The 5,201-nt window shown below is 69.6% G+C and carries 5 protein-coding genes; 3 read left to right on the forward strand and 2 right to left on the reverse strand.

Annotated elements, in window-relative coordinates; genetic code table 11:
• Positions 1–235 precede the first annotated feature (235 nt).
• From ACTIDRAF_RS0221805 to ACTIDRAF_RS0221820, 3 genes are all read left to right on the forward strand, one after another.
• Complete coding sequence (locus tag ACTIDRAF_RS0221805) at positions 236–1,618, forward strand: helix-turn-helix transcriptional regulator (protein WP_016700833.1); 1,383 nt, start codon at positions 236–238, stop codon at positions 1,616–1,618.
• Between the two features lie 694 nt (positions 1,619–2,312).
• Complete coding sequence (locus ACTIDRAF_RS0221815; protein ID WP_016700835.1) at positions 2,313–3,566, forward strand: helix-turn-helix domain-containing protein; 1,254 nt, start codon at positions 2,313–2,315, stop codon at positions 3,564–3,566.
• The gene (locus tag ACTIDRAF_RS0221820; protein ID WP_016700836.1) at positions 3,563–4,147 is read left to right on the forward strand and encodes a flavoprotein; all 585 of its coding nucleotides are present in this window, start codon (positions 3,563–3,565) and stop codon (positions 4,145–4,147) included. The genes ACTIDRAF_RS0221815 and ACTIDRAF_RS0221820 overlap by 4 nt, the downstream gene beginning before the upstream one ends.
• A 120-nt stretch (positions 4,148–4,267) precedes the next feature.
• Here the strand turns inward: ACTIDRAF_RS0221820 and ACTIDRAF_RS0221825 are convergent, their stop codons facing one another.
• A complete protein-coding gene (locus tag ACTIDRAF_RS0221825) occupies positions 4,268–4,621 on the reverse strand; it encodes a hypothetical protein (RefSeq protein WP_016700837.1) in 354 nt (117 codons plus the stop codon).
• 87 nt (positions 4,622–4,708) lie between these two features.
• Positions 4,709–4,867 carry a hypothetical protein gene (locus ACTIDRAF_RS34035; RefSeq protein ID WP_016700838.1) on the reverse strand — a complete coding sequence of 53 codons (159 nt, stop codon included), beginning with the start codon at positions 4,865–4,867 and terminating at the stop codon, positions 4,709–4,711.
• Between the last annotated feature and the right edge of the window lie 334 nt (positions 4,868–5,201).

Genomic DNA, 5,201 nt, shown 5'->3' on the forward strand with positions numbered 1-5,201 from the left:
CCTGGAGGACGGTGTGACCCGGGCCGAGGAGTCGGATCCGTGCGCCCGGGCCGCCGACGTCGCCCGCGCGGTCCTGGTCCGGCTGCCCACCGGGGGCTGACAGGACCTTGGCCAGTACAGGCAGACGGGGATCGAGGCTGTGCTCGATCAGCCCGTTCGGGCGATGCGGCACGTCCCACGTGCTGGGCAACCTGTTCCCCAGCGTGACGACGAGGCGATGGCGGGGAGTGCACAGGTGACCAAACGGGAGCGGCTGGCGAAGAGGCGGGCGGCGTTGGGTTTCACCCAGGAGTCGTTCGCCCGCAGCATCGGTGTCGAACTCTCCACCGCCGGCAGGTGGGAACGGGGAACGCAGGATCCCCAACCCTGGATGCGTCCCACCATCGCCAAAGCGCTCGAAGTCTCCACCGAGGAGCTCGACGTCCTCCTGGCCGCCACCCCCTTACCCGCCGCTCCTGCCGAACCCCCGGTGACCACGGGTCCCGAGGTCGCCGAGCACGTACGCCAGAGCCAGGCGGAGTGGCTTCGCATCCGTCGAGCGGAGGGTGTGCGCGGTCGGGAGCTGGCGGAACTGGCCGCGTGGCTGTACCCGGCCAGCCAACGGGCGCCGGGCGGACACGTGCTGACCGGCCCCGGCTGGTTGCTGGATCAGCCCGTGGAGTTGGACTCGGTACGTCTGAGCTTCTCCGACGCCGAGTACCCGGTGACCCGGCTCGGGCCGCTGGACCACGTGCTGCCGTTGACCGCGCGCGGTAACCGCTACGCGGGCTACGGCAGGGCGGTCCGTGACCTGGTGCGGCCCCGGCTCCTGGAGAACCGGCTCTCCTACCGGTTGGTGGGCGTGTCCCGCCAGGACGGGCTGGCACTGACGTTCGCGACCACCACGTTCTTCGAGGTGTTCGATGTCAAGGAGTGCCTGGCTCACGAGTTCAAGGCAGCCTGGTTGGCCGCAGGGGGGTCAGTGCCCGCGTGGAGCGCGTTGCCGTTGCGCTCGGCACTCGGTGATCCTTTCGATCCCCTGCGGCTGTTGATGTCTCCTGGTATCAGCACGCTGACGATCCGCAAGGACCGGCGCGGTGAGCACCGGTTCATGATGCACCAGCGTGACGGCCGCGCCGTGGCCGACGGCGGTGGGCTGTGCACCGTCATGCCCTCCGGGGAGTTCCAGCCGTCCTCGGTCGCCGCTGTCGACGTGCGTAACGACTTCTCGGTGTGGCGCAACATCATGCGGGAGTACTCGGAGGAGTTCCTCGGCAATCCCGAACACGACGGGGCCGGAGCCGGCTCCATCGACTACGCCGGGCAGGAACCGTTCCGTTCCTTCGAGCGGGCGCGCGCCGAGGGCCGGTTCAGGCTCTGGCACTACGGCCTGGTGATGGATCCGCTCACCCTGGGGGCGAGTCAACGGACCGTCGCGGTGGTGGATGACGAGGTCTTCGATCGCTTGTTCACCGGGTTGGTGACGGCCAATGATGAAGGCCACGTTGTCGGCGAAGGGGGGCGGACGGACATGCCGTTCACCGACGACGCGATAGACCGGCTTGAACCACGGATTTCGGCCAGCTCGTTGACCCTGCTGCGGATGGCCTGGCGCGACCGCCGTTTCCTCCTGAACTGACGAGTAGCAGGAATCAGCGCTCGGGGCGAGATGGTGTGCGATTGGCTGGAGCCATGCATTGATCTCTCCCTGGGGCGTGGCCGTTCGATCCTTGAGATCGTCATGATAGTGGCGACCCTCGCTTGCGAGAACTGGTGAACCGCCGGTGTCGATGGTAGACGGTGTCGAAGGTGGAACTCGGGGGCATTTCACCGGACTACCATTGAGATCTCGTTCAAGTAATTCGGGGCAACGGTACCCGATGAGTGTCCACGCCACGGATAGGCGCGCATTACGGCTTGACGATTACGGGCGACGAAGCCTCAATGGACGTCAGCCGGATAGCTACGGATGAATCGAACCGAAGGGACGAGACAGCCAGGCTCGTTCCCACTACTCCCCCGACGCCATCCGAAACCGGCCCCTGACCCTGCCGGTGGCGGCCCGATGACCGACACCGCGACCACACTTTACGCACCGGCGCCCCACACGGGTTGAGGATGACGAGAAGGCGGACCCGTTACCACGGGAGGAAATTCCCCCGATGTCGTCATTCTCGCATCGCCAGCTCACGGGGCCGGTGGCGCGAGTAAATACGAGGTGGCGACAAGATCCGCCGGCGCGACATTCACCTGTCAGCCCTGACACTGGTTAGTCTGCGACGGGCGTGGAGGGTGGGCCGCTAGAGTGCGGTCGACACGGTCGGAGGTACCACATGGGCACACGACGTGATGCACTCGCCGCCCGGCGGGAAGCGCTCGGGTTCACGCAACAAACCTTCGCCGACCAGCTCGGCGTGGAACTGTCGACTGTCGGTCGATGGGAACGGGGCACCCTCACCCCCCAGCCCTGGCGCCGCCCCGACCTCGCCACCATCCTGAAGGTCTCCCTCACCGAGCTCGACACGCTCCTGAACCCCGCCACCACCCACGTCTCCCACGCAACGTCCACCAGCCTCCGCCGACACGTCGTCGACGCACCTCGGCTGAACGAGACGGTCCTCCTCGACCGCACCGCCGCTCCCTGGGAGCATCGAGCTTCCCTGGGCCAGACCGCACCGCCCCCTCGAGTACCAGCACACGGTGAAGTCGGGGAACTCGTATCGCAGGTCCACCGCTCGTACCAGGCGGCGCGTTACGCCGAAGCAGCAGGCCTCGTACCGGCCGTGACGGCGGCCGTGGACGAGCTCGTCGCGACCAGCCCCCCGGGCACCCGCCGCGCCGCGCTTGCGCTGCGGACGAGCCTCGCGGTCGCCGAGGCCAAGCTCGCGACCAAGGCCGAGGACGCTCCCGCGGCGAGGACGGCGGCCCAGCGGGCCCAGGACACGGCCGAGGAAGCCGAGGACCCGTTCGGCCAGGCCTCCGCCACCTACCAGGTGGTCTGCGCACTCCTCCGCACCGGGCAACCTGAGGACCGCACCCACGCCGAAGAGCGTGCCACCAGCGCCGCCGAGGAACTACGAGGCACCGACCCCCACAGCCTGACCTGGCGAGGAATCCTCACGTTGATCACCGCGATCATCGCCGCCCGACGCGGCGACCGCCGGGAAACGGCAGCGCGGCTTGACCACGCCGAGAATCTCGCGCTGCGGCTCGGTGTGGACGGCAACATCGGGTGGACGGCGTTCGGGCCGACCAACGTGGTGATCCACCGGGTGTCGGCGGCGGTGGCCCTCGACGACCCCGACGGGGCGTTGACGGTGGCGGAGCGGATCGACATCTCCGGTATGGCGGTCGGTCTGCGTGGCCGCCAGGCCCAGTTCCATCTCGACAGCGCCTGGGCCCACAGCCAGCGAGGCGAGGACCCCCTGGCGGTGATCCACCTCCTCGACGCCGAGCGTGTGGCTCCCGAACTCGTCCGGACCAAGACCCACAGCCGCCGCGTTATCCGGACCCTGCTGGCACGGGAACGTCGACGGTCGGTGCCAGGCCTGCGAGGGCTGGCCCTGCGAACGGGAGTGGCCGCGTGACCGCGACCGCCGGCGCGCGGTGGGCGTACCTGGTCGTCTCCGCCGCCCCGCCCGTGCTGCGCGTCGAGGAGTTCGTCACGGCCCTGACCGCCGAGGGATGGTCGGTCTGTGTCATCGCGACGCCGAACGCGGCATCCTGGGTCGATCTCGACGCGGTGGCCGCCGCGACCGGCTGTATCACCCGGTCGGCGATGAGCCCGCCGCTGCGGCAGGAGTCCCTACCGCGCGCGGAGGTCGTGGTGGCGGCGCCGCTGACGTTCAACTCGATCAACAAGTGGGCGGCCGGTATCAGCGACTCATTCGCTCTCGGGGTGCTCAACGAGATGCTGGGCGTTGAGGTACCCGTTCTCGCTGTGCCGTGCGTGAAGGCCTCGTTGCGCGGGCATCCTGCTTACGGTGGCAGCGTGGCTCGGCTGGCCGGCGCCGGGGTCGTCATGGTCGACTCGGATTCGGTGACGGTACGCGACGAGGACGGGTTGATGATGTTCGACTGGGAGCGAATCCTGTCGCGACTGCGACAGCTTCACAGCTCGCCGGTGGAGGGTCAAGGCCGCTCCCACATGTCGACCCGGCGGACGTGAGTCGTTGTGCTGGTGCACTGTATCGGCCCGGCAGGCATCCTGAAGGTGCACGGGCACGAAGGTCCTCGCGCACTGAACGGGAGACTGGGGTTGAAGTCGGTCGAGAGCTGACGCAGTGGGTTACCGGGGCCGCAACGGGCTGGGCGGTCGCCACCGCCGACCCGTCACCAGGTGCGGGGCACCGGGGGCACCCGGTGGGGGTAGATCCCGGAGTTCAGCGGCGACCACACCCACCGACCCGCAGCGCCGCCAGACCAGCCCGTCGCCGTCACGGACCCGGACGGCCTCGACCTCCCCGTAGCCCCGGATCACGCACCAGTCCACGAACGGCCCCCCAGACCAGGCGAACCAGCCGACCAGGGCCCCGGCGCCCCGGGACAACGAGGTCCACTGCCAGCCTCGGCGGGTCAACGCGTAGATCCCGGCCAGTTCCGGCACCGCTTGAAGGGCGGTGCGGGTCGCGGTGTCGGTCATGGTCGTCGTCCTCCGGCAGGTAGGGGCGGACCCGCCGCGACCGCACCACCAGCGGCGACACCGTCTCGGTGTCCTCGGGAGCCGGGGTCACGGGGTGGGTCCGGGGAACAAGGTGGTCAGCGACTGGGACCGCGGGTGGTCCTCGACGGCCGAGCGGAACGAGGCGACCAGGCCCACCACGACGGTCAGGGCTAAGCAGCCGGTGAGGACCGAGACGACGGCGGGGTTGAGGACGTGCACGATCACGACAACCGGGTCCTTCGCGGAGCAGGGGCGCGCGGTCGGCGCGCAGCGACAGGGGGCAACAACGGGGAGCGGGGTGGTCGCCCGGTGGGAACCGGGAACAACAGGGGGGCCGGGGGTGTCCCGGGTTCGACCACCGGGCGACCGGGCAGCCACCACCCCCGACAGGCCGCGCGATTCCACACAGGGGAGGCGGGCAGGACACGGCCCGGGGAGGCACGGGGGTGAGCGGCTGCGATCAGGAGTCGGTGGGGCCGGGGTCCTTCGGGACGACGACCGCACCGACCGGTCTCGGACGAGGAGCGGAGGGTGGCCTGCGGCGGGGGGGGCGGGGGGG

This window comes from Actinoalloteichus spitiensis RMV-1378, from assembly GCF_000239155.1.
GTDB classification, from domain to species: Bacteria; Actinomycetota; Actinomycetes; order Mycobacteriales; family Pseudonocardiaceae; genus Actinoalloteichus_B; species Actinoalloteichus_B spitiensis.

Coding starts and splice junctions, on each gene's coding strand:
- ACTIDRAF_RS0221815 (WP_016700835.1), top strand. CDS start 2,313: ATGGGCACACGACGTGATGCACTCGCCGCCCGGCGGGAAGCGCTCGGG.
- ACTIDRAF_RS0221825 (WP_016700837.1), bottom strand. CDS start 4,621: ATGACCGACACCGCGACCCGCACCGCCCTTCAAGCGGTGCCGGAACTG.